The sequence below is a fragment of the Providencia sp. 2023EL-00965 genome (assembly GCF_033550225.1).
GTDB classification, from domain to species: Bacteria; Pseudomonadota; Gammaproteobacteria; order Enterobacterales; family Enterobacteriaceae; genus Providencia; species Providencia manganoxydans.
The window spans coordinates 158,062-180,667 of record NZ_JAWUEH010000003.1 but is presented as its reverse complement, the minus strand read 5'-3'; the positions used below and the strand labels follow the sequence as shown (position 1 = coordinate 180,667).

The 22,606-nt window shown below is 40.4% G+C and carries 18 protein-coding genes and 1 pseudogene; 9 read left to right on the top strand and 10 right to left on the bottom strand.

The window, feature by feature from the left end:
- Positions 1-3: 3 nt before the first annotated feature.
- The 6 genes from SC428_RS05990 to SC428_RS05965 all read right to left on the bottom strand — a co-directional run bounded on the left by SC428_RS05990 (position 4) and on the right by SC428_RS05965 (position 5,762).
- The gene (locus SC428_RS05990; RefSeq protein WP_070928894.1) at positions 4-636 is read right to left on the bottom strand and encodes a fimbrial protein; all 633 of its coding nucleotides are present in this window, start codon (positions 634-636) and stop codon (positions 4-6) included.
- Between the two features lie 44 nt (positions 637-680).
- Positions 681-1,421, bottom strand: a complete 741-nt coding sequence (locus SC428_RS05985; protein ID WP_070928895.1) for a fimbria/pilus periplasmic chaperone — start codon at positions 1,419-1,421, stop codon at positions 681-683.
- A 77-nt stretch (positions 1,422-1,498) separates the two neighbouring features.
- On the bottom strand, positions 1,499-4,051 hold the full coding sequence (locus SC428_RS05980) for an outer membrane usher protein (RefSeq protein ID WP_318706321.1): 2,553 nt from the start codon (positions 4,049-4,051) through the stop codon (positions 1,499-1,501).
- Positions 4,052-4,088: 37 nt separating this feature from the next.
- Entirely contained in the window at positions 4,089-4,622 is a 534-nt protein-coding gene (locus SC428_RS05975; RefSeq protein ID WP_233445681.1) for a fimbrial protein, read from the bottom strand.
- 73 nt (positions 4,623-4,695) lie between these two features.
- Positions 4,696-5,214 carry a fimbrial protein gene (locus tag SC428_RS05970; protein WP_318706318.1) on the bottom strand — a complete coding sequence of 173 codons (519 nt, stop codon included), beginning with the start codon at positions 5,212-5,214 and terminating at the stop codon, positions 4,696-4,698.
- Between the two features lie 188 nt (positions 5,215-5,402).
- A complete protein-coding gene (locus SC428_RS05965; protein ID WP_070928898.1) occupies positions 5,403-5,762 on the bottom strand; it encodes a helix-turn-helix domain-containing protein in 360 nt (119 codons plus the stop codon).
- A gap of 647 nt (positions 5,763-6,409) precedes the next feature.
- Between SC428_RS05965 and SC428_RS05960 the strand changes: the two genes are divergently transcribed.
- From SC428_RS05960 to SC428_RS05935, 6 genes are all read left to right on the top strand, one after another.
- The gene (locus SC428_RS05960) at positions 6,410-7,597 is read left to right on the top strand and encodes an FKBP-type peptidyl-prolyl cis-trans isomerase N-terminal domain-containing protein (RefSeq protein ID WP_318706314.1); all 1,188 of its coding nucleotides are present in this window, start codon (positions 6,410-6,412) and stop codon (positions 7,595-7,597) included.
- Between the two features lie 11 nt (positions 7,598-7,608).
- Positions 7,609-8,634 (top strand): tetratricopeptide repeat protein, encoded by a 1,026-nt coding sequence (locus SC428_RS05955; protein WP_318706312.1) that lies wholly within the window; start codon positions 7,609-7,611, stop codon positions 8,632-8,634.
- Between the two features lie 214 nt (positions 8,635-8,848).
- Positions 8,849-10,036 (top strand): MFS transporter, encoded by a 1,188-nt coding sequence (locus tag SC428_RS05950; protein WP_140186524.1) that lies wholly within the window; start codon positions 8,849-8,851, stop codon positions 10,034-10,036.
- Between the two features lie 623 nt (positions 10,037-10,659).
- Positions 10,660-11,568, top strand: coding sequence for a nucleoside hydrolase (locus SC428_RS05945; RefSeq protein ID WP_140186522.1), 909 nt, complete (start codon positions 10,660-10,662; stop codon positions 11,566-11,568).
- A gap of 397 nt (positions 11,569-11,965) precedes the next feature.
- A complete protein-coding gene (locus SC428_RS05940; protein WP_318706308.1) occupies positions 11,966-13,387 on the top strand; it encodes a site-specific integrase in 1,422 nt (473 codons plus the stop codon).
- The gene (locus SC428_RS05935; RefSeq protein ID WP_318706306.1) at positions 13,377-13,808 is read left to right on the top strand and encodes a hypothetical protein; all 432 of its coding nucleotides are present in this window, start codon (positions 13,377-13,379) and stop codon (positions 13,806-13,808) included. Before SC428_RS05940 ends, SC428_RS05935 begins: the two co-directional genes overlap by 11 nt.
- Here the strand turns inward: SC428_RS05935 and SC428_RS05930 are convergent.
- Together SC428_RS05930 and SC428_RS05925 are read right to left on the bottom strand one after the other, a co-directional pair.
- Positions 13,706-14,874 (bottom strand): IS3 family transposase gene (locus SC428_RS05930; RefSeq protein ID WP_094963256.1). Its coding sequence is split into 2 segments (ribosomal slippage): positions 13,706-14,625 and positions 14,625-14,874, totalling 1,170 coding nucleotides; the frame shifts between segments, so codons are not numbered across the junction. The genes SC428_RS05935 and SC428_RS05930 overlap by 103 nt on opposite strands.
- A 72-nt stretch (positions 14,875-14,946) precedes the next feature.
- Positions 14,947-15,138: pseudogene (locus SC428_RS05925) on the bottom strand (Rpn family recombination-promoting nuclease/putative transposase); the annotation flags it as partial.
- A gap of 314 nt (positions 15,139-15,452) precedes the next feature.
- Here SC428_RS05925 and SC428_RS05920 point away from each other — a divergent pair.
- From SC428_RS05920 to SC428_RS05910, 3 genes are read left to right on the top strand one after another with little or no spacing between them, the layout of a single operon-like run.
- The gene (locus SC428_RS05920) at positions 15,453-16,232 is read left to right on the top strand and encodes a class I SAM-dependent methyltransferase (protein ID WP_094963186.1); all 780 of its coding nucleotides are present in this window, start codon (positions 15,453-15,455) and stop codon (positions 16,230-16,232) included.
- A 38-nt stretch (positions 16,233-16,270) separates the two neighbouring features.
- The gene (locus SC428_RS05915; protein ID WP_094963187.1) at positions 16,271-16,807 is read left to right on the top strand and encodes a GNAT family N-acetyltransferase; all 537 of its coding nucleotides are present in this window, start codon (positions 16,271-16,273) and stop codon (positions 16,805-16,807) included.
- Between the two features lie 38 nt (positions 16,808-16,845).
- Positions 16,846-17,577 carry a class I SAM-dependent methyltransferase gene (locus tag SC428_RS05910; protein WP_172412311.1) on the top strand — a complete coding sequence of 244 codons (732 nt, stop codon included), beginning with the start codon at positions 16,846-16,848 and terminating at the stop codon, positions 17,575-17,577.
- A 144-nt stretch (positions 17,578-17,721) separates the two neighbouring features.
- Here the strand turns inward: SC428_RS05910 and malQ are convergent, their stop codons facing one another.
- Positions 17,722-19,809 (bottom strand): 4-alpha-glucanotransferase, encoded by a 2,088-nt coding sequence (malQ, locus tag SC428_RS05905; protein ID WP_094963189.1) that lies wholly within the window; start codon positions 19,807-19,809, stop codon positions 17,722-17,724.
- 8 nt (positions 19,810-19,817) lie between these two features.
- Entirely contained in the window at positions 19,818-22,226 is a 2,409-nt protein-coding gene (gene malP, locus SC428_RS05900) for a maltodextrin phosphorylase (RefSeq protein ID WP_094963190.1), read from the bottom strand.
- Between the last annotated feature and the right edge of the window lie 380 nt (positions 22,227-22,606).

The following is a 22,606-nucleotide window of genomic DNA, read 5'->3' as shown; positions in this document are numbered from 1 at the left end:
CGATTACTCATAAATCATTTCAAAAGCGATCAGTGCTGAATACGCACCGGGTTCTAATGGCCCAGTGGTTCTTACTGGCGTAACATAATAGGTCAATTTATCTTGTCCAGAAGCGAGCAACACAGGGTTACTTTCTTGACCTAATGGCAATGTTTGGCCTTGACTATCACTAAGCTCTAGCCCTATACCTTGTGCACCATTCACTCGAGCATAATTCGGCATAAACGGAACGGTTGGTGCGATAAAGCGCACTTTCACCGCAGGTTGTGTTGAACTCCAAGCCGTTTGCCCTGTTTGAACATTTTCTAATGAAGTCGGCGTTTCTAAACAATCCAGTAATTCAATTTGAAAAGGAATTGGGCGTCCTTGCCCATTATTACCTTTAAAATCGGCTGTTTCGGCATTACCTAATAACACAGACTGGTAACTAGAGGTCATCGCCAATCGACATGGACTTTCAGTCAGAGAACCCGAAACATATAACACCCCATTTTGACCATCGGTATTCCAATTATCAGTCGGGCGATATAAAGCACGGTTATCATCCGCAGCAAAAACAGAAGTACTGCTTACGCCTATAAATAAACCCACTAAAAGACTATTGCGGATGCGCTGAGTTAAATGTTGTTGAGTCATGGTTCTCTCCTTTCCATTCATGCCGACAGGCCTGAGATAATTGTTTATTTTGTTTCAGGAACAACCTGACAGCTTGCTGCCTGACAACGGAAATTCAGCTCAGGGCGACCACCGTAATCATTGATATAAGTCAACACAGGTGAGTTACCCAACTTACTCGCGCTGACACCTAAGTTTTCACTTCCAAAAGGAGCAACCATGACAGGGGTGAATTCTTTTGCATCAGACTTTGCTGTTGCCCCTGCATTAATAACAGTGACATAGTATGGTGTTGGGTTTTTCAGAATGACCGTTTCACCTTGTTTTTCTAACGTTAATTTATCTTGAGCTGGTGCTGCATTTTTTTCTGGAATAATCGCTTTCGGGCGGTAAAACAGCTTTACACGAGTTTGTAAGGCAATTTGTAATGTGTTTGGCTTATCACTTTTTGGTGGGATCTCACGCAAATTAAAGTAGAACAGGCTCTCACGATCATTTGGCAACATATTGGCTGCGGGCAATGCTTCAATTTTGACTTGGCTTGATTTACCCGGCTCTAAGCGCTGAACCGGCGGTAATACCACTAATGGTGAATTGATTTTTTCACCTTCTGCGTTTTCCATCCAACCTTGTGCTAAATAAGGTAACTGCTTATTGTTATTAGAAATATTTAACGAGATGGATTTTTGACCGCCGTCAAAAATAACCCGTGTACGATCCATAGAAACCGCGGCTTGCGCAGTATAAGAACACAGGAGAAGACTTGTTAACCCTGCGACGATACTGAGTTGAGTTATCTTTTTCATGCTGTAGCAACCTATTTTTGTTGCCCGAAGCAATCTTCGGGCGACGGATTTACATTAAAATGGACAGTTAAGCAAACTTAACGCTGTGTTATATCTTGTGGTTTAGTGCTTGCTCCTACGATAGGAGTACAAGGAAGCAATAATGCTTGTTCAAGAGAGCCTAGTTGTGCTGGGAATATTACTTGACAAGATTTATCATCTCCCCAAGTTACCGTCATCGCATCACCTGGGCTAATCCCACTGATATACGCGCTACCCGCATCACCTACAATTCCCGTATTTTGGTCTTTAGCATTTTTGATCTGCGCACCAAATGGTGGGTGCGAACCGTCCGTTAAACTCAGGACTGTCATCGCTTTTTGGCCTGCAACCACTTCAAAGCGACGGAAGCCCACTGCACCTTCGGTCATAGTGGCTTGCACCACAGACTGCTGTGCATCGACGTTATCTGGCAGTTTATTCAAATCAATCTGTGCTTTACTGCGGTAGTAGCTGTTCACATCACCCACGACCGCTTTACCAAACATATTAGATTCTACTGGAGCCCCAAAACCTTTGATTGGTACGCCTGCGACGCCATCAGTATCCACCACCATACGTGTCCCCCCCATCGAGTTCACACGATGGAAGCCACCACCTTCAGCCGTCATGGTAAAACCACCTGATGCCGATAAACCATAGGCACTGTATTGACCATGTTGATAGCTGGCGTTAGCACTGACCCGAGCAATGTCTGCTTGATGGTTAACGAATGCACTGGTTGATGCGCCATAACGACTACTACCTGCACTGACTTGATAGGTCGTACGGTCATCAATACGGTCATAATAAGTCGCACGGTTAGTGGTATCATTACGGCTAGTATTTAATGAGTAACCAACGCTACCCGCATTTCCCCAAGGGAAAGAGAGTGACAGATAAGCACTATCATCATTCACACCGTTATAAACACTGCGGTTTGCTGATAAGTTAATGCTGATATTTTTAATCGAGCCAATATCCATATACTTCGAGAGCATCACACTGTAATAATCATTACTTGGACGATCCCAATAGGTTTGGTGGTTATAGTTGGCATACAGAGACACCCCCGCGTCACGGAAGTTTTTGTTAACGGAGATCGTATACAGCTCTTTACTTCCGCCGTAACGTACACCGGTTTCTTTTGCATTCAAGTAATCTGACATTGACATAAAGTCACGTTCAGAGAAGCGATAGCCCGCAAACTGCACTTGGCTATCGTACTGTTCAAAACGTTTTGAATAGTTAACGCGGTATGAACCACCACTAATGGTGCTTTCACCCGGTAAACGTGCAAAAGACTGCGTTACGTCGAAAGAAACGGCACCAAAGGCCAGTAAGTCACGTCCGATACCTGCCGATAAGGCATTATAGTTTTGGCTATTTAAGCTCCCACCAAACAGTGACCAACCGTTGTTGACACCCCAAGAGAACTCCCCTGTTAAGAAGCTATTACCTTGACTATGACGGTCATAATTAGTTGGTTGACCTAAAGCTAATTTATATTGAATCTGACCCGGACGCGTTAAGTACGGTAGATTTGCCGTATCAACTTGGAATTCTTGTACAGAACCATCTTCTTCTTTAATCGTGACATCAAGTTTACCGTTGATAGCATCACTCAGGTCTTGGATCCTAAATGGCCCAGGCGCAACTTGCGTTTCATACAATACGCGACCTTGCTGGCTCACCGTGACTGTTGCGTTAGTCTTAGCAATGCCTGTGACTTCAGGTGCATAGCCACGTAAACTAGGTGGGATCATATTGTTATCTGAACGTAAGCTAGCCCCCGTAAACCGAAAGCTATCAAACATGTTCGATTCTAAATAATCTTCACCCAGCGTTAATTTAGCTTGCAATGTTGGAACTGCACGATAAGCGTAGAAACGGTTCCATTGAAAATCTTTATCTGTTCCTGCGTTTTTACCATTTTGATGGCTTAAACGTCCCTGCCAATCGGCACGTAAACGCCAAGCTCCGGCGTTAATCCCCACAACCCCATTACCGTTAACTTGATAGCTGTTATTGCCGCCTTTGCGATAGGAATTATTAGCATTAGCGTTAATATTGTAGTCGGCTAAAATCGCAGGAATACCGTCATCCCAACGTGATGGTGGATCCCAGTTAGGCGCCGTATATTCCATATACGCTTGCGGAATACTCACATATAAAGATGACGTAGCCAGATCACCACGAATTTTCATACCCGGTAAGCTTTCAGGGTTTAAACACTGCCCGTCATGCCACCATGTCAAATCTTTTAATGATGATGAAGTCAGTGCTAATTGATTGATATATTCAGGGGATAAGCAGGCGACACTCCCTTCTGGATCATTTTCAGGCACATAAAATGGCACTTGAATTTCAGGCAGTGTTTCATCATTAACTTTCAACGTTAATGAATAAGTACCGGGCATAATATGCCCTGCACGTGCAAACTGATTTAAATCAATGTTACTTTTGTCTTCTAAATCTAATACATCGGTATTAAATTGAATGGTTTCCGCAGCCAAAGCTGGCAGTGCAGCCCCATGGAGGGCAAAAGCAATCACCACGCTTAATAAACGAGGCTTTGGCATATAAGCGTTAAATAAAGACATAAGTAACATCCCTAAAAGTCAGTATCAGGAAAAATCAGCGTTTTTATTAGTAATAATCCAATTTGAAACGAATCGCTGTCTGGTATTCCCCTGGACGTAATGGGGTTTCATCTGATACCAGTCTTAAACCATAATTGAGAACATGATTACCCGGTTTGATTTCTTGTTTTGGTGTCGCTAAACCCGGTTGTACGATTTGCCCTGATGCATCTTGTAATGACAGCGCAACGCCTTTTGCTGCACCAGAAACGGTAAACCATTGGCCATTTGCTGGACCATCAAACGTGACTGAAAAGGTTTGCCAGTTATCACCGTCTTTAGGCGTTAACTGACAACCAATTAAGGTGATCGAAAAAGGTTGTACAGGGCCATGTCCAACTTGGCGTAACAGACCCATAGGTAAAATTCCCATATCAATAGATTGCTCATAAGAGCCAGTATCAATGGCACAAGCGGTATCAACGATGCTACCTTGCATATTAACTTTGCCCCATATTTCCTCTGGCGCGGCTTGTGCAAGATTTACCCCAAAAGCACCGATTGATAATAGCGCTACATTTAACAGTCCTGTTCGCTTCACGATCACCTCCATTACTGAATAAGTCATGAAGTGCCTAGGCACTTCATGACACACATACATTAATTTTTAACAATTAGTTGTATGCTAAAGTAAAGTTAGTAACCGCAGAGAAGTTACCTGGAACAACTGTTGCACCAGCTAAACCTTTCAGAGCTGCTTGGAATTTCAGCTCGTTGCTGCCTTGAACATAGTTCTGAGTGCTACCAGCATTCACGTTGATTTGTGCGCTAGAAGAGTTCATGATCTTAACTGCTGCGCCAGCTGCATCACCAGTGATTTGCAGTAGGCCAGTGTTTGCAGCTTCGCCATCAACTGCTTCAGTACCCGCGAAAGTGATAGTTACTTGGTTATTTTTTTCCAAGTTACAACCTTCTAATTTGATAGAGAAAGGTTGAGCTGAAGATTCGCCACCTTTTTCTAAAGTCACGTTAGAAACTTGACCCAGTTCAACAGTTTGGTTTTCTTCACCTGGAGCGATAGAGCATGGTGCTTCGATGATTGAACCGTTAAAAGTTACAGTACCTGCATCAACCGCTAAAGCAGATGCACTCATTGCGCCAGAAATCAGGGTTGCTAAAATAATCTTTTTCATGTTGTTACGCCTTTACGATGAACGTTAAAATACAGTGGGTTTTTAATTAGCCCACTTGGTTAAATAATTAATTAATATTTATTTTTAATGGATAAAAATAAATAGAATACCTTCTGAGAACAGAAAGTATTTTCTTTATTCTCAGTTAAATACAAACTTTAAATAATTTATTAGTCTCTAATAGAACATTAGCCGACTAGGTTACTCATCTTTGCTGATAGGGCATTCTCACCTTTATAGTAAGGTGCCGGTGGCAAAAACAAATTAATATAATGAGTACTTACATCTTTTTCCGTATCATTAATATTTAAATAAACAGAACTAAAGAAATTACTTAAACTACAATCTAACTCATGCAATATAACAAAGAGTGTATCTACATTTATATTGCATACACCTCTTTCATATCGAGATATTTGTTGCTGTGAGACATTTAATTTTTCAGCTAACTGCTTTCCTGTTAAGCCTCTTTTTTTCCTTAAGCGAAAAATTTCTTTTCCTACTGCTGCCATAAAAATACTTTTTGACACTTCTTGTTCCACTATCATATTAGGCTCCTAATTCCTGATACAACCAACTTCATTTATTAAAGCCTGCTTGCACAAAATTATTTTTTGCCTTGCTTGGTTCGGATTAAATTTACTTCACTCGCGTACCAAAATCAAATAAAGCAATGTTCTTCAAGCAGTTACCTCTACACATAAAATATCCAAAATAAGAGTATCAACACATAGAAAAACACACTAACATTGGTAAACTCAATATTCACATTGAGAGCATACAAATAAGACCAGATTTATAATCCAATTAAATCCAAAAAAGAATAAAAAGTAGGTGATTAACTCTGAAATTCATAAATATTCAGATTTTAAGTATTAGTACCTAGTTATCATTACGTATCACAATATTAGTCAGCTACCAAAATCAAAAATAAATATAATAAAATCAATTATTTAATGATAATTACGTTATTTACCCATTCTCATATTAAGATATAATATTTTGTAATATCCATAATATTATTTAAATAAATATGATTATTCAGGATTATAAAAAACAGAAAATTTATTTTTATTGAAACTTTATTTTTTAATTTATATTCTGATACAGTTACATTTAATTGATACTTATTACCATCTATAGCAAAAACACATCATTAAATGAAGATCACCTAACAAATCTTCGAGAGTTTATTATGAATAGAGTTACTTACCGTACTATTTATGCCTTAGTATTTTTCTCAACATTACCACTTCCTTCATTATCACAAGAAAACGCAAATCAGCTACCTGGACTATTAAAATTTGCTAATGACTATGAAGAAAAAAAAATAAAGCAAGGTATGGAAGGCAACCAGCCTTATAATAGCGACCTAAGTGGCATTCAGTTACCACAATTGAAATTAAAAATGTTAAATCGACAAATACAAGCATTAACCATCAATGAGCGTCAGTATAAAATTCGTTTACAGCAACAAGAAAGAGAGCTTCTACAAGTAAAATTAAATAAGATTAATAATGATCTATTGTTTTTATTGAATAAGAAGAACATACAACAAAAATTAAAGCAGCAAGAAGAGCTAAAGCAACAAGTCGAGGATGCACTAAAAAAATCAAATAGTGAAAATCTTAATTTGAATAACAATATTAAATTATTGAGTCAACGTATTGAAGAGTCAGAAAAAGCACAAAAAATAGCCATAGAACAAGCCTTAGCGACTAAACAGCCTATACCCGTTGAGCAACTGAAGAATAATGAAGCCTTAAAACAAGCTTATGCCGCAGGCATTGCCATTGGTCAAGATGCCATGACTATCCATAAAGAAAACCAATCATTCGGTCAAGATATGGATAAAAAAGCTTATTTAGCGGGGATCACTGATGCAATTGAAGGTCATATTTTACTTTCCCCCACTGAGCTACATACAGCGCTTATCGCCTCAGATTCTGCTGTCGCAAAAAACCGTGATGCTAAAAAAAAGGAGCAAGCACAGCTCGCCAAAACCTTTTTGGCCAATTGGTCAAAGCAGAAAGGTGTTATGTCTGACTCGCTCGGCTACTCCTATAAAATAAACTATCTCGGACAAGGAAAAATAAAAGCAACCGATATGATCAGCATTGTGGTTAAAGAATCACTATTAGATGGCACTGTGGTGAGTGATATGGATTTACAAAATAAATCACTCACACTACCACTAGAGGGTTATCCACCTCTTTTTCAATCAGCAATTAGTCACTTACAAAATCATGGGGAAATTACCTTTATTGTTCCACCAGAGTTAGCCTATGGCGATGAAGGCTATGCACCAGCAGTCCCTCCAGGAGCATCAATCATGTACACCTTACGTATCGCCGATGTAATAGCCGCTACAGCGAACAAGTAATAGGAATAGCAATGAAAACCATAATATTAATTATCTCGATGATAAGTGCATTAATGCTCACAGGATGCAAAGATGAATCAAAAAAAGAGAAACGACAAAATACAGAAGCGCCTTTGACTTTAATTGATACCTCTAAAGATTTTGAAAAAGGCTTGTCATTTTACAAGTCTGATCCACCTAACTATTCCCAAGCCGCTAAATATTTTCAGCAAGCCGCAGAACAAAATAATATGGAAGCTCAACTCTATTTGGCTGCACTTTATGAATCAGGTTTAGGGGTTGAGCAATCATGGACAGAAGCAATTCATTGGTTTAAAGAAGCTGCGATGCAAGGAAGTGTGCCTGCTCAATATCAGCTAGGGTTAATTTATGAAAAAGGTGAAGGGGTTGAAAAATCGCGCAGCCAAGCCCTACATTGGCTGACACTTGCTGCCGAGCAAGGTGAAGCAGACGCACAACACCAATTAGGTTGGTTATATATGGAAGAAAGTGAAACGAGTCAAGCATCACAACAATCCGCCATGAAATGGTTTCAAGCCGCCGCGGAACAAGGGCATGCATCAGCACAAAACATGCTTGGCTGGCTGTATGAAAATGGTGCCGCAGGGCAACCCAATTTAGATGAAGCCTTAAAATGGTACCAAGCCGCCGCAGAACAAAATAATCCTTATGCACTAAATAATTTAGGATGGTTTTATTGGCAAGGAAAATCAGGAACACCAAATAAAGAAAAGGCATTAGAATACTTTTTACAAGCAGCGGATTTAGGTGATAAAGATGCCCAACTGAACCTTGGCTTAATCTATTATCAAGGTGATGGCATTCCTGCTTCTGTTGAACAAGCACAAAAATGGTTTATGCGCTCCGCCGAGCAAGGTAACGCCTATGCACAATATAATCTTGGTTGGTTAATGCAAAAAGGAGAAGTTGAAAACGCATCCCCCTACGCGGCTCGATATTATTTTGAACTCGCATGTAAAGGCGGTTTAGAGAAAGCCTGCTTTGCACTCGAAAATCAATCTCGCCCTCCTTTTTAACTTCTATCTATAAGTGAGTCCTAATTAGGGCTCACTAGCTCACCTGTTATTTCCTCCGCCAGTAAATCGTCGTTTAAAAACAAAAAACCATCTGATTTTCGTTCTTAAGAATGATAGTCACTTTAGGTAATTTGGCTCTAAAATCATCAACGCATGTTAACTTTTTATTAACATATATTACTGGCAATACTTATTATATTGACGAGGTGCCAAAATGAACGAATCGCTGCACACACAAGAAGTCAATGATATTCCCCAAAAAATTGTTCTAAAATCTTCGCTGAATTTATTGTTAGCAATTATTATTTTTGCAGCGATTGCTCCAGGCATTTTAATGACAGCGCCTGCTGTTGCCAGTCAGCTGGCCTCCCAATGGCAGCTCTCTGCTGATAAAATCGGTTATCTATTCTCCGCTGAATTAGGCGCCATGAGCTTTGCAACTATCCCTGCTTGGTATTGGATCAACCGTATTAACTGGCAAAGAATTGCGGTGTTATCAATTATTGTTTTTATTATTGGTAATTTGATTTCTGCATTTGCAACCACTTATGCGGCGCTATTTATTTTTCGTATCATCGCATCTCTAGCTGGCGGTACTTTAATGATCATCTGTCTTTCTTGCGCAGGGAAAACCGAAAACCCAAGTCGCATGTATGCTTTTTGGGTACTAGGACAATTAATATTAGGTACTCTTGGGCTACTTGCGCTACCACCATTATTTGAACAGTTTGGCTTGCGTATTGTTTACTTTATTTTAGCAGCTTTGATGATTGTATCCTTTCCTTTAATTAAAGCATTTCCAGATCAAGTAGTTAAAAAGGAGCAACCGCAAAATGCAGCTATGGTCAATACTAAAAATAACGTTGCTAATAAGACAATGGCGATCATCGCTATCTTAGTTTTCTATATCTGTCTTAGCCAAGTTTGGACCTTTATTGGTCTATTTGGTGAAAAAAGTGGCTTAAACGCCGAAGAAAATGGTCGAGTTTTAGCTATTGCGACCGTATTGGGGATCATTGGTTCAATGATAGCAGCAGCCATCGCCAGTAAGTTTAAAACCAATAAATTAGTTTTTTTAGGTTATGGATTATTAATTGCCAGCATTTTATTGTTACTCGATTCCCCCGTAGTTACTCGCTTTATCATTGCCGCATTTTTGTTTAAATTTACTTGGACCTTTGTCTTACCTTTTATTATGGCAACGGTTTCTCAGTTAGATACTAGTGGTAGGTTAATGAATAACATCAATCTAGTTATTGGTGGAGGAATGGCGCTCGGCCCAGCAATTGGTGGTTATATCCTAGTCAACTCAACAAATATGGTCGTCTTTATTAGTTTTGCGTTGCTATGCTCTATATGCTCTGCGATATTAGTCGCATGCTTTTTAAAAAGAATTAACTAGCCACTAAAAATCTCTAATAAAACATTAGCCATTTCTTATCGTGGCTAGTGTTTTTGTATCGATTAATGGCAATCTGCTTGATGATGAAATCTAAATATCCCAAGGAGTGGATATGATAATACAGAGAAATTGACCATGATCGCGAATCATTCAATTGGATATAGCACTCGCATTAACAATCATAAAAACCGAAAATTAGTACATTGATATTACTAATATTTTTAATGGTATCGCAATATTTCCCTAGGTAGTAAGAAATAAAAACCCTATTTTTTATAGTCATAAAAATGAAGCAGTTCCAATTCCTTAATAATTAATCAAACGTTTAATTCTAATCTAGATTAAGTGAAGAAAAATAAAGTTTTATTTGCTCTAACTTATCCAAACTACAACTTAAAACTTGAGTAATATCGTATTTTTTCACAATGTCAGTTTCATGATAGAAATAAAAGCATTAGTATTCCAAAAATCATAAATCTGCCGCAAAAAAGATATTTTTCCACCCCCATCACAGTAAAAGTAATAGATTAACAATAAAAAAATAGAATTTATGGTTAATCACCCAATTATTTATTAATTGCTATGCTGGATATCTTGTATAAATATAAACTGAGGAGCTACTGATGCATAAAATTATTATTGATAGTGATCCAGGCGTTGATGATGCCGTCGCGATTTTTTTAGCACTTGCTTCACCTGAAATAGAGCTAGTTGGCATTACGACTGTCGCGGGAAATGTTGGATTAGATAGAGTTCATAATAATGCGAAACGACTGCTAGCATTGGTAAAACGGCCTGATATTCCCTTAGTTAAAGGCTGCTCACATCCAATTATGACAAAATGTAGCAATCACACAGATGTACATGGCGAAGACGGTCTGGCGGGTATTCCTTTACCTGAATCAAATTACCCTGAACACTCAGGCCACGCAGTCGACTTTATCATTGATACTGTGATGTCAAACCCTGGTGAAATAACACTCTGCCCAATAGCCCCTCTAACCAATATAGCCATAGCAATGATCAAAGAACCAAGGTTAGCCGATAATATAAAAGATATCGTATTGATGGGAGGAGCGGCATTCACCCAAGGAAATGTCACGCCAGCGGCGGAATTTAATTTTTATGTCGATCCACACGCTGCGCATATCGTTTTTGAAAATGCCCGCCATGTCACCATGTTGGGTCTTGATGTCACCACAAAAGCTGATATTCGATCTGGTCTTTGTAACTCATTAGAAAAACAAGGCCATATTGCTCAAATTACCGCAGCAATGTCTCGCAAATATGCAGAGTTTGATCCATTTCTACATGACCCATGTGTTATTGCTTATCTTATTCAACCAGAGATATTTTCATCCGTAGAAGGGAATATTTATATTGAATGTGGATCCAAGACCCTATTTGGTCATAGCTTAGTGACTAATAGTACAAAAAATAAAGTTACCAAACCTAAATGCACAATTGTCACCGATGTAGATAGTTCAAAATTAATGCCTTTAATTGCAGAACGCATAGGTACGCTTGGTTAAACAATACATGGCTATATTAGCCGAGTGATCGGTACCTTCAACTATCAAGATCACCTTCTTTTACTCACACGATAATAAAACCGTGTCGACATTTTGTCGTCAATAAGCGATAAAAACAAAAAAGCCACTTCTTTCAAAGTGGCTTAATATGCTGATTTAACAGCTAAAATTTGGTGGCCCCTGCTGGACTTGAACCAGCGACCAATCGATTATGAGTTTCTTGTGTGAAAATTACCTAAAAATACTTTTCGTATAATTTCAACCATTTAACTCATTCGCCATATACCCTATATTACTTAAAAATACCCCTAATTACCGTTCTAGGGTATCCTATAGGTATCCTAGTACAAAACCAAACGATTTCTAGGATACCTTAGTTTATTGGTCTGGGGGTTCAATGGAATCATTCAAATTCACCAAAAGTAAAATAGAGACTATTCCCCCTGCCCCTCAAGGTAAGCAGGTTGAATATGCTGACACTGTAGTAAATGGTTTACGTTTAAGAGTTGGTGCCAGCGGCATTAAAAGCTTCTGCGTTTCTCGTAAACGTAAAGGTAAGTTCATTCGAGCTACCCTAGGCCGTTTTCCTGAACTTACAGTAGACAATGCAAGAGCTAAAGCCTTAGAGGTGCTTGGCGAGGTTGCTATAACTGGTATCAACCCTAACGAGGCTGAACGAACCAAACAAAAGCTATCTATAACATTGAGACAGGCTCTAAATGATTACATCTCTAACAGGGGGCATAGGCTCAAGGAAAAAACCGCTAAACAATACACCTCTACACTCACTAATTTTTCTGGTGATTGGCTCGATAACCAAATAGCCAGTATTACCCGTGAAAGGGTCGAACTTCGCCACAAGGCAATTACAGAAGGTTCCGTTTGGTTTGGTGTTGATAAAAGCACTTTACGCTCTGGTGTTGGCGTGGGTAGCTCTGCTCAAGCTGATTTATGGGGACGCTCTCTTAGGGCTGTATGCCGGTTCGCTCATGATCATTATCGTGACGAGGAAGGCAATACCATATTACCCGATCCCCCTACAAAAGTTCTCAGTTCTAAGCGTCAATGGCATGGTTTAACCAGAAAAACAGAACGTATCAGAAATCATGATTTAGGTCGCTGGCTGGTGGCTGTTGATTCTGTTAGGGCTAAAGGGGTAGATAACCTCGATACAATGGCTATATCAGTTTGTGACGCTCTTAAAGTTGCTTTATTTACAGGGTTAAGGCGTTCTGAAATATTTGGCCTGAAATGGGATAGAGTTAATTTAGCTGGGAGATATTTTTGGATTGATAAAACCAAGAACGGAGATCCATTAGAGCTACCAATTACTGATACCCTGCTTGAGGTATTTAGAAGCCAACTAAAATCACGCCATGAAAATAGTTTATTTGTATTTCCTAATGCTCAAGGCAATGCAGTTACCGATCCACGTCGAGTCATGGAAGAAATTGTAACAGCGACAACTATTAATAATAATCATCCTATAGAGTTCAAATGTCATGATGCACGTAGAACATTTGGAAGTATAGCGGAGCTGGTGGGTGTTGGCTCTTATATCCTAAAGCGCCTAATGAACCATAGAACCCTACGAAGTGCTGACGTTACACAGGGTTACTTACACTTTTCGGCTGATGAGCTACGCGAACCTGCAGAGAAGATTGAACGCGAAATATTAAAACATGCTGGATTGATTGATGATGATATTAGCTTAAATAAAAAACTATTTGAAACTATCTCAAACCTACCAGATAGCGAAAAAAGAAAACTACTATTTGCATTACTAGATAATAAAGAAAGGTGTTCTAATGAAAAATAAAAATGATAATGGATATAATGATTTTTTACGTCTTGTAAATAAAATGTCCGATGCGGACAAGAACTTATTTCATACTGCATTAGAATCTGGAGATATAAAAACTCAATCTATTTTATCTAAAAAATATGGTTTTGTTTGCGTTCCTAAGCTTAATATAGAATTAGAAGAAGAGTTTGTAGATTCTTTACTCGATTGTGACCTAAAAAAAGCGATAGCAAAAAGAAAGACTATAGAGAAAATTTTCAATACTGGATTTGAAGCCGGAATGACCTTTGACTTACCCGAATCAGAGAGGGCTACTTCCATAGATTGTAGTGGTCAACTAAAATTGGCCACGGTTTTAGAGTTTTTCCGGTATTGGTTTTCTGATTCGTTTGGTGGTAATCCACCGTTATATTCATGCGGCCTGACCTCGCTGTAATACCCGACGATATAATCCGTTATTGCATGGGCTGCTTCACTGAAGCTGATGTAGCCGGTCACCGGCACCCACTCATTTTTCAGACTTCTGAAGAAGCGCTCCATCGGACTGTTATCCCAGCAGTTACCACGCCTACTCATACTTTGTTTTATCCGGTATCGCCACAGTAACTGTCGGAACTGCCTGCTTGTATAGTGGCTACCCTGATCACTGTGGAACATGAGCCCGGATGGCTTATTTCGTATTTCCCATGCCATTTTCAGCGCTTTGGTGGTCAGTTTGCTGTCCGGTGAAAATGACATTGCCCAGCCCACGGGTTTCCTTGCGAACAGGTCGAGTACAACGGCCAGGTATGCCCAGCATTTACCGGTCCAGATATACGTTACGTCGCCGCACCATACCTGATTGGGCTCTGTCACTGCGAACTGTCGCTCAAGGTGGTTCGGGATAGCAATGTGTTCATGACCGCCACGTTTATACCGGTGAACAGGCTGCTGACAGCTCACCAGCCCCATCTCCTTCATTAGCCGTCCGGCAAGCCATCGTCCCATCCGGAAGCCCCTGTGTGTTGCCATTACAGCGATACTTCTTGCTCCTGCTGAGCCATGACTGAGGCCGTGCAGCTCCTGAACCTGACTACGTAATACGGCTCTCCTGCCGTCCGGATTGTCAGGCCGGTTTTCCCGGTATCTATAGCTGCTGCGGTGAACTCCGAACACGCAGCAAAGAGTGGCCACAGGATAATGCGCTCTGAGTTTCCCGATCACCGAGACCTGTTCAGGGAGTCTGACATCAAGAGCGCGGTAGCCTTTTTTAATATTTCGTTTTCCATTTCAATACGTTGAATTTTTTTCTTCAGCTCACGTATCTCAATTTGTTCCGGCGTGATAGGGGATGCTTTCGGTGTTTTGCCTGCCCGTTCGTCCCGTAATTGCTTTACCCACCGCGTCAAGGTGGAAAGCCCGACATTCATGGCTTTCGCGGCATCTGCAACTGTATAGTTCTGATCCACAACCAGCTGAGCTGATTCACGTCTGAATTCTGCACTGAAATTTCGTTTTTTCATTAAGGCACCTGTGTTGTTCTGAGGTAAGCATATCACCTCTGTTCAGGTGGCCAAATTTATTAAACCACTACACACATCAGATAAACGAGAACGTAATTGTTTATCTATGAATGATGAATTAGTCAGCGACAACGTGTCAAAATCGCATAAAGAGCGGAGATGCTCAGGCAGGTGGATCTCAAAAAAATCCCGAGCATTTTCTATTTGCGCCATAAATCCTTTAAAGGCCGCATCATGTGCAGCAGCGATATTTTTTTCCATCATCCCACCAGCTCCTGTGAACAGATGCCAGTCACAATAAGATAAAATCTCCACTACGTCATTTCAGAATTTATTGCTGAAAATCATCGACTTTAAAGATTAAATGATTTTTAAAGGTGATGAGTTACCGATAAAAAAACAAAAAACATTCAATTTTACAGCCCCATATTTTTCAAATTTAAGTTATCAATAAGCACTCTAGACATCATAGATACCCGTTATATGTAATACAATTCGCACTCATAAACTTGGAAAATGAATTTAACGTAACGAAGCCCCCTGCGTTTGGACTTATCATTAAAAGTGAGATTTTTTCTATGCCTATAGATTTTCATGATGAAAAAAACAAATCGACTTACGCTACTCGTTCAGTAGCTAAAGAATGGATGGATTTCATTGAGAAACAAGTGGATATAAAGAATAAAATCGTTGCAGATATTGGCTGTGGTGGTGGAATATACAGCCGAGCGTGGGCTGAATTAGGCGCAAAAAATGTCATTGGTATTGATTTTTCTGAACATATGGTTAAAACCGCTAGAGAAAAATCGATAGATTATCCACAAACCACGTTCCAACAAGGTAATGCTGAAAAAACAGGTTTAGCCTCTTCAAGTATTGATTTAGTTTTTGAACGGGCGTTGATCCATCATTTAGTAGATTACAATAATAATTTTCAAGAAATTCATCGAGTTCTCTCCGATAAAGGCTACTTTATTATTCAAGATAGAACCATGGAGAATGTTACCCTCCCGGGTGGAGAACAACACTTACGTGGTTTCTTCTTTGAATGCTTTCCCAAACTGATTGACGTTGAAGCTAAACGCAGACCCACTCAGAAACAAGTCGAAACTGAATTACAGCAAAATGGCTTCAAACTTGTTTCCTCTCAGGTTTTTTGTGAGACTCGACGTATTTATGATAATTTTTCTTCACTAGAACAAGATATTAGCGCGCGTACAGGGCGTTCCATTTTGCATGAGTTAGATGATAATCAAATTACCTTTTTAGTGAATACATTACGTCATCATCTATCCCATTTATCCCCAATTATTGAACAAGATTATTGGCATATTTGGGTCGCCCAGAAAAACCGTTGATTCTATTTACTTTTATTTCTAACGTTTTAAGAGACGCTATGACTATCCAATATTTCGGTCGCCATACATCGCAGTTATCGAATGACCAAAAAGAGACTATCTACACTTTGTTATACCAAAGCTTTGACAGTGATTTTTCTCGAGATGACTTTCAGCACGCTTTAGGTGGCATGCATATTTTAGCTTATGACCAACAACATATTGTTGGCCACGTTTCCATTGTTCAGCGCAATATGGCATTAGGTCATCAGCCCGTCACAGTAGGCTATGTCGAAGCTATGGCGGTCTTAGATAACTACCGCCGCCAAGGTATTGGTCGACAACTCATGTTAGAAACTAATGAGATAATCGCTAATTGTTATCAACTCGGGCTGTTATCTGCTTCTGAAGAAGGCCGCCATTTATATCAATCGGTTGGATGGCATGTTTGGGAAGGGAAGCTCTATGAGCTCAAACAAGGCTCTTACATTCATTCCATTGATGAAGAAGGCGGTGTTTTTGGATGGACAAAAGATAAAACAATTGATTTTTCCCAACCACTCTATTGTGACTTTCGCAGTGGTGATCAGTGGTAATAGATTGAAGATAATTGATAACGATGCAGAGACTCCCCATGAAAGAACAAAATATTTATGATGACCCCATTTTCTTTAAAAATTATCAAGCATTAAGAGTCAATGATACAGGTCTTAATGGCATCATGGAAGAGCCGGCACTAAGGGCGCTATTACCTGATTTAAAAGGTAAAATCGTTCTCGACTTGGGATCTGGCTTTGGTGATTTTGCACGGTATGCGCACAGTAAAGGGGCGAAAAAAGTTTACGGTATTGAGCTTTCAAGTAACATGATAGAACAAGCCAAAAAGCTGACCCATACTGATGATATTGAGTATATTCATGCGTCAATGACTGATCCTATGACATTCGTTGAACATTTTGACTTTATTATTTCCTCTCTTGCAATCCACTATATCGAAAACTTTAATCAGCTTGCAAGCGAGGTCTATTCTCACCTCAAAGAGGGCGGGAAATTTATATTTTCGGTTGAACATCCAATGTGTACGGCTCATGCATCTTCATTTATGAAAAATGAGTCTGGTGAGTTTATCTGTATGCCTGTCGATAATTATCAGGATGAATCTATACGTCATACCTCATGGTTTGTTGATAACGTCATTAAATATCACCGAACTGTCGAAAGTTATATTATGGGGTTACTCAACGCAGGATTTGTTATCGATGCACTTAAAGAGCCCAAAGTCATTAATGAAGCCCTATTGGCAAAACCAGAAGCTGAAATTTTTAATCGCTATTCACCTTTTTTAATTATTAGCGCACACCGCTAGCACATTCTTAACAATGGGTAAAATGTTGCACCTTTGCTATCTCGGTGATTGCGTTATACTCGTCGCGGGCAAAAAATAAGAAATGTCGCGTTTTGAATGGATATGCCCCAACAACAGGACATATCCACCAAAAAAAAATAAAAGTTAACTCAAAGGGTTACGTTGTTTATCCACCTCTTCGATTAAGCGATTAACGTGCTGACTGGCAAACATCTCTTCTAAAGTATTCGTGAGCTTACGGCGCCAGTTAGGGTATTCATAACTGGTTCCGGGGATATTTACGGGCTCCTTTATTCCTAACCAATCTTCCGGTTGTAACCCCAATAATGCACTGCTTGAGCCCGCGACAAAACGATGTAATTGCTCGACAAGATCTTGTGATACTTCATCTGCCGATAAATGCCCGTTCGCAAGTGGATTATCCGTGTTTCTCGACCTTAACGCGGTTAACAAGCCCTGTTTTACCGCCTCGCGATCCTGTCTTAGGTGAGCTAACATGTTGGCATCGGGATAAAGACCTAATTGCTCACCCAATACAAAGTCATGCCCTTCCCAATATCCTTTTAGTGTTGCCATATCATGTGTCGATATGACAGCCATCGCTTGCTCCGCCCACATTTCAGGAGGTCGGGCTTGACGTTGGTCGTCATGCTCAAACCACAACACTTTGTATGAAAACACACCATAGTCATGCAGTTTACTGACGATTTCCTCAGGGACGATACCAAGATCTTCGCCAATAACCATGCACTTCATACGCTGACTTTCTAATGCCAAGATAGCCAGAAGATCATCCACGGGATAACGCACATAGGCGCCACGCGCTGCGCTTTCTCCTTCGGGCACCCACCAAAGACGTAATAATGACATCACATGATCAATACGCAATGCCCCGCAATTTTCCATATTTGCACGTATTAAGTCGATAAAAGGCGCATAAGCACGTTCTACTAAGGTGTATGGGTTAAAAGGCGCCACTCCCCAATTTTGCCCTAGCGGCCCTAAGATATCAGGCGGAGCACCAGTAGAGGCTTGAGTACAATATAACTTGCTGTCGAACCACGTCTCAGCCCCTCCTTGGGTAACACCAACGGCTAAATCTCGGTATAAACCTATTGGCATATTGGCATCACGGCAACGTTGCCAACAGTCAGAAAATTGCTGCCATGCCAACCATTGCAACCACGACCAAAATGCGATTTCATCTTGATGTTCTGTGCAAAATTGTTTTACTGATGGAGAGTCTGCATGGCGATACTCCTCAGGCCAAACAGGCCATCCCCAATAAGCTTCGTTTTGCGCCATCAAGGTCGCATGTAGTGCATCAAAGGCGGCTTGCCAATATAAACTCTCACCACGTTCATCGACAAACTGTTCAAAAGCTAAACGTAATGAGTCTGCTTTCTCTCGTAATGAAAATTGTTGCCAAGCAAAGGTTAATGCCGTTAGTTTTAATTCAGTAACCGTCGAATAGTCAACAAGATCACTCGTTCTAGCGGAGTGTAAACGAGCCTGCGTTTCCGCTAAATCCCACCAGCGCTTTCCTTGCTCACTTAATTGAAAGTCAGCAACCGAATCCACATCAATATAGATAATATTGAGCCAACTACGTGAAGATGGGCTGTATGGGCTGGCACTTTCTGGGTTTGCTGGAAATAATGAGTGAATGGGGTTTAAGCCCACAAAGCTACCGCCTCGAGTCGCTATTTCCCCGACTAAATGCTGAAGATCACCAAAGTCACCAATCCCCCAATTACGGTTTGATCGTAATGTATAGAGCTGAATATTCGCGCCCCACAGCTTTTTGCCCTTCTCAATTTCAGCCGGTATATAACAACGCTTTGGTGCCACAATCACCGTACAATGCCATTGCTTTTCTTGCTGCTTAAGGAGCAAACTGTGGTAACCCACAGTAAGATTTGCAGGCAACACTAGCGGATGCCCAGCCAACACATTTCCTTGGTGTTGGCATTGCTGATTTTCCGTTTCAAACACCCATTGAAACTCGCCACTCCCTTGAATGGCGATACTGATTTCATCATTCTCACGAATGACTTTTACGGTTGGCAAAGGCAGACTTTGTTGTTTTAAATGGGGGGCCTCCCCCCCCATAGCATCAAACAACTTTTGCTGGATATCTAATTCAATATCCTGCAACTGACCATAGGCATTAATATAGTTTGCAGCGATGTCTGGCGAGAGCCTTTCAACATTCTTTCTTTCACACTGCATATTCTCTCCTATGCCTCACGCTTTGCTTGCCAAATACGCGCTTGATAATCAGCAATGGTACGGTCTGAACTGAACATGCCGCAGCGTGCTGTATTTAAGATGGCTGTTCGTGTCCATGCATCTTGATCTTGATATAACGTTGCCGCTTTTTGTTGTGCATCAACGTAGCTCGCAAAATCAGCCATCAATAAATAAGGGTCTCCGCCTTCTTTGCCCAGACTCTGTACCAACTGTGCAAAGGCTTGCGTATCACCGTCACTGTAGGTGCCATCTTCTAATTCAGTGAGAACCGCATCCAGTACAGGATTATTTTTACGCCATGTGAGTGGGTCATACCCGTTCGCTTTCAGTTGCTTAACTTCATCAACAGTCAGTCCAAAAATAAATATATTTTCTGCGCCCACTTGTTCTGCAATTTCCACCGTTGCACCATCCAGTGTTCCCATCGTCAATGCCCCATTTAACGCTAACTTCATATTACCCGTTCCTGAAGCTTCTTTGCCCGCCGTTGAGATTTGTTCAGAAATATCCGCTGCTGGGATAAGTTTTTCGGCAACAGAAACACAGTAATCAGGTAAAAAGACGACTTTAAGTTGATCCCCCACAATTGGGTCATTGTTTATCGCTTCAGCAACTTTATTGATGGCATAAATAATATTCTTAGCCAAATAATAGCCAGGTGCCGCTTTAGCGCCAAACAAGAATACGCGAGGTACGCGTGGTGTTGTTGGGTTCTCACGAATATCTTTATACAGAGCAAGTATATGTAATAAATTAAGGTGCTGACGCTTATACTCATGCAACCGCTTGATTTGAATATCAAACATGGCTTGCGGATTGATCACGATACCTGTACGCGCTTTGACAAACTCTGCTAATCGTTGCTTATTACGTTGCTTAATTGCACGGTATTTTTGCTGGAATTGGCGGTCGTCAACATGTTCTTCCAAGACGTTGATCGCTTCAAGGTCATTAGCCCATTCATGCTTAACCGTCTCATCAATTAACGCTGCTAACTCAGGGTTACACTGTTTAATCCAACGACGTGGTGTGACGCCATTGGTGATGTTCAGAAATTTCTCAGGCCATAACTGATTATATTCAGGGAATAAATCTGTCGTGATTAACTTAGAGTGCAACGCGGCAACACCATTAATCGCGAAGCAAGATACGACGCACAAGTTTGCCATGCGTACCTGCCCTTCATAAACCACAGCAACTTTAGGCCAAACCGTCTGGTCAGTTGGCCATTTTTGTTCGACCAATTTTTTAAACCGCTGATTAATTTCATGAATGATCTGCATATGACGAGGTAACAACGGCTGCATAATGCTTTCATCCCAGCACTCAAGCCCTTCTTGCAACAGAGTGTGATTAGTATAAGCAAATGTTTGGCTCGTGATTTTCCATGCGGTATCCCAATCGAGCAGGTGTTCATCCAGCAATACACGCATCATTTCAGGAATAGCAATCGTTGGGTGCGTATCATTCAATTGAATCACTTCGTATTCAGGTAATGACGCTATCGCTCTGCCTTCACGATGGTGACGGCGTAAAATATCCGCAACAGAGCAAGCACATTGAAAATATTGCTGCATTAAACGTAATTGTTTTCCTGCTAAGTGATTGTCATTTGGGTATAAAACTTGGGTCAGTTTCTGCGCGTCTACCCCTGTTTTTTCTGCCTCTAAAAAGTGTCCTTCATTGAATAATTCGAAATTAAATGGTTGAGCATGTGACGCTTGCCATAAACGTAAAGGCTGCGTTTCATTATTCAAATAACCGACAACCGGTAAATCCCACGCTTCACCCTGTATGATAAAAGCAGGTTCCCAACGTGAAACATGACCATCTTGTGTGACGTTGCCACCAATACCTACTTGTACATTTAACTCAGCATTATGTCTAAACCATGGATAGCTATCACGCTGCCAATTATCAGGGGCTTCCACTTGCTTACCATCCACAAATGACTGTTTAAACAAGCCATATTGATAATTCAAGCCGTAACCAATCGCAGGTTGACCAACAGTGACCATTGAGTCTAAGAAGCAAGCTGCAAGCCGCCCTAATCCGCCATTCCCTAATGCCGGATCAACTTCTTCTTCAAGTAAATCACTTAACTCAATATGGTATTCTTTTAATATATCTGCAATTTCCTGGTACCAACCTAGGTTTAACAAGTTATTTCCTGTTAAGCGCCCAATCAGAAACTCCATTGAAATATAATTCACATGACGAAGTGTGGAGGATGTGGATTTTTTAGGATTCGCTGCCAATAACTCAGCAACAGCATGACTAATTGCCTGCCACCATTGGTGGGAAGTCATTTCCTGTTCTGACTCCAGCCCTAAAAATTGCCATTGACGTTTTAGTGCTGCCTGAAATTGTGTTTTGTTGAAGGTAAGATGCGACATAAATAACCAGACCTCATTATTAGTAAGAATGTATTGGCCTAGTATGCAGAGCGCTTTAACCCCCTTCCTCATCCCAGACAAAATTCTATCGGGAGTAGGTAGGAGGAGGAGAAAAATAAAACAAAAAATAAATTAAAATCAAAAAGTTAATTTAAATCTTTATCATTCCTCCTATCCCATCTAACCGTTATCTCAATATTCTTGATCGCCTCATCCCCCCATAAAAGCTTTTCGATATTGTTCTATTGCCTCACGCTAAAAATGCGTTCTAACGAAATCAGAGTAAATTGTGATACTGCGCACCTTTGTCATGATCAATGATCTAACATGCTTGCATAAATCTAGAATCTGATAGAAGTTATATAAAGAACTTTGATATA

Coding starts and splice junctions, on each gene's coding strand:
- SC428_RS05920 (WP_094963186.1), top strand. CDS start 15,453: ATGCCTATAGATTTTCATGATGAAAAAAACAAATCGACTTACGCTACT.
- SC428_RS05945 (WP_140186522.1), top strand. CDS start 10,660: ATGCATAAAATTATTATTGATAGTGATCCAGGCGTTGATGATGCCGTC.
- SC428_RS05985 (WP_070928895.1), bottom strand. CDS start 1,421: ATGAAAAAGATAACTCAACTCAGTATCGTCGCAGGGTTAACAAGTCTT.
- SC428_RS05915 (WP_094963187.1), top strand. CDS start 16,271: ATGACTATCCAATATTTCGGTCGCCATACATCGCAGTTATCGAATGAC.
- SC428_RS05960 (WP_318706314.1), top strand. CDS start 6,410: ATGAATAGAGTTACTTACCGTACTATTTATGCCTTAGTATTTTTCTCA.
- SC428_RS05955 (WP_318706312.1), top strand. CDS start 7,609: ATGAAAACCATAATATTAATTATCTCGATGATAAGTGCATTAATGCTC.
- SC428_RS05980 (WP_318706321.1), bottom strand. CDS start 4,051: ATGTTACTTATGTCTTTATTTAACGCTTATATGCCAAAGCCTCGTTTA.
- SC428_RS05970 (WP_318706318.1), bottom strand. CDS start 5,214: ATGAAAAAGATTATTTTAGCAACCCTGATTTCTGGCGCAATGAGTGCA.
- SC428_RS05965 (WP_070928898.1), bottom strand. CDS start 5,762: ATGATAGTGGAACAAGAAGTGTCAAAAAGTATTTTTATGGCAGCAGTA.
- SC428_RS05935 (WP_318706306.1), top strand. CDS start 13,377: ATGAAAAATAAAAATGATAATGGATATAATGATTTTTTACGTCTTGTA.
- malQ (WP_094963189.1), bottom strand. CDS start 19,809: ATGCAGTGTGAAAGAAAGAATGTTGAAAGGCTCTCGCCAGACATCGCT.
- SC428_RS05950 (WP_140186524.1), top strand. CDS start 8,849: ATGAACGAATCGCTGCACACACAAGAAGTCAATGATATTCCCCAAAAA.
- malP (WP_094963190.1), bottom strand. CDS start 22,226: ATGTCGCATCTTACCTTCAACAAAACACAATTTCAGGCAGCACTAAAA.
- SC428_RS05910 (WP_172412311.1), top strand. CDS start 16,846: ATGAAAGAACAAAATATTTATGATGACCCCATTTTCTTTAAAAATTAT.
- SC428_RS05940 (WP_318706308.1), top strand. CDS start 11,966: ATGGAATCATTCAAATTCACCAAAAGTAAAATAGAGACTATTCCCCCT.
- SC428_RS05990 (WP_070928894.1), bottom strand. CDS start 636: ATGACTCAACAACATTTAACTCAGCGCATCCGCAATAGTCTTTTAGTG.